General features: G+C 66.9%; 1 protein-coding gene. It reads left to right on the top strand.

Features of this window, described 5'->3' with window-relative positions; translation table 11 throughout:
* Positions 1–842: complex I subunit 1/NuoH family protein (locus tag ACTWPT_RS60135; protein WP_443186503.1), on the top strand; the 842-nt coding region annotated here is incomplete at both ends.

Genomic DNA, 842 nt, shown 5'->3' on the forward strand with positions numbered 1-842 from the left:
GACCTGCCGGTGGCGGTGCTGTTCATGCTGGCCATGGGCGCCGTGTCGGTCTACGGCGTGGTGCTGGCGGGGTGGTCGTCGCGCTCGCCGTACGCGCTGCTCGGCGGGCTGCGGTCGGCGGCCCAGGTGGTGTCGTACGAGATCGCGATGGGCCTGTCGTTCGTGGCGGTGTTCCTGTTCGCCGGAACGCTGTCCACCTCGGAGATCGTCGCGGCACAGGTCGAGACCTGGTACGTGTTCCTGCTGATCCCGTCGTTCCTGATCTACGTGGTCTGCATGTTCGGTGAGGCCGCTCGCATCCCGTTCGACCTGCCCGAGGGCGAGGGCGAGCTGGTCGGCGGCTTCCAGACCGAATACTCCTCGTCGCTGAAGTTCGCCCTGATCATGATGGGCGAATACCTGCACACCTTCACCGCCGCCGGCATCGCCGTGACGTTGTTCCTCGGCGGGTGGCGGGCGCCGTTCCCGATCTCGTTGTGGGAGGGCGCCAACACCGGCTGGTGGCCGGTCCTGTGGTTCTTCATCAAGTTCGTGCTGACCTTCAGCTTCGTCGTGTGGGTGCGGGCCTCGCTGCCCCGCGTGCGCTACGACCAGCTCATGTCCCTGGGCTGGAAGGTGCTGATCCCGCTCAACCTGGCGTGGATCCTGCTTGTGGCCGGCGTGCGCAGCGTGGTGCTCAACGCGGACACCCGCATGATCGCCCTCGCGATCACCGGGGTCATCGTGGTCGGGGCGCTGGCCATCTGGATGCGGTTCGACACCGTCAACCAGCGGCGCAAGGAAGCCAGGAAGGCCCAGGTCGAAGCCGAGTTCGAGGAACTGTCCAACGAGCCGACGAAGGG

Origin of the sequence: Nonomuraea sp. 3N208 (genome assembly GCF_052245935.1) — a bacterium.
Classification (GTDB): domain Bacteria; phylum Actinomycetota; class Actinomycetes; order Streptosporangiales; family Streptosporangiaceae; genus Nonomuraea.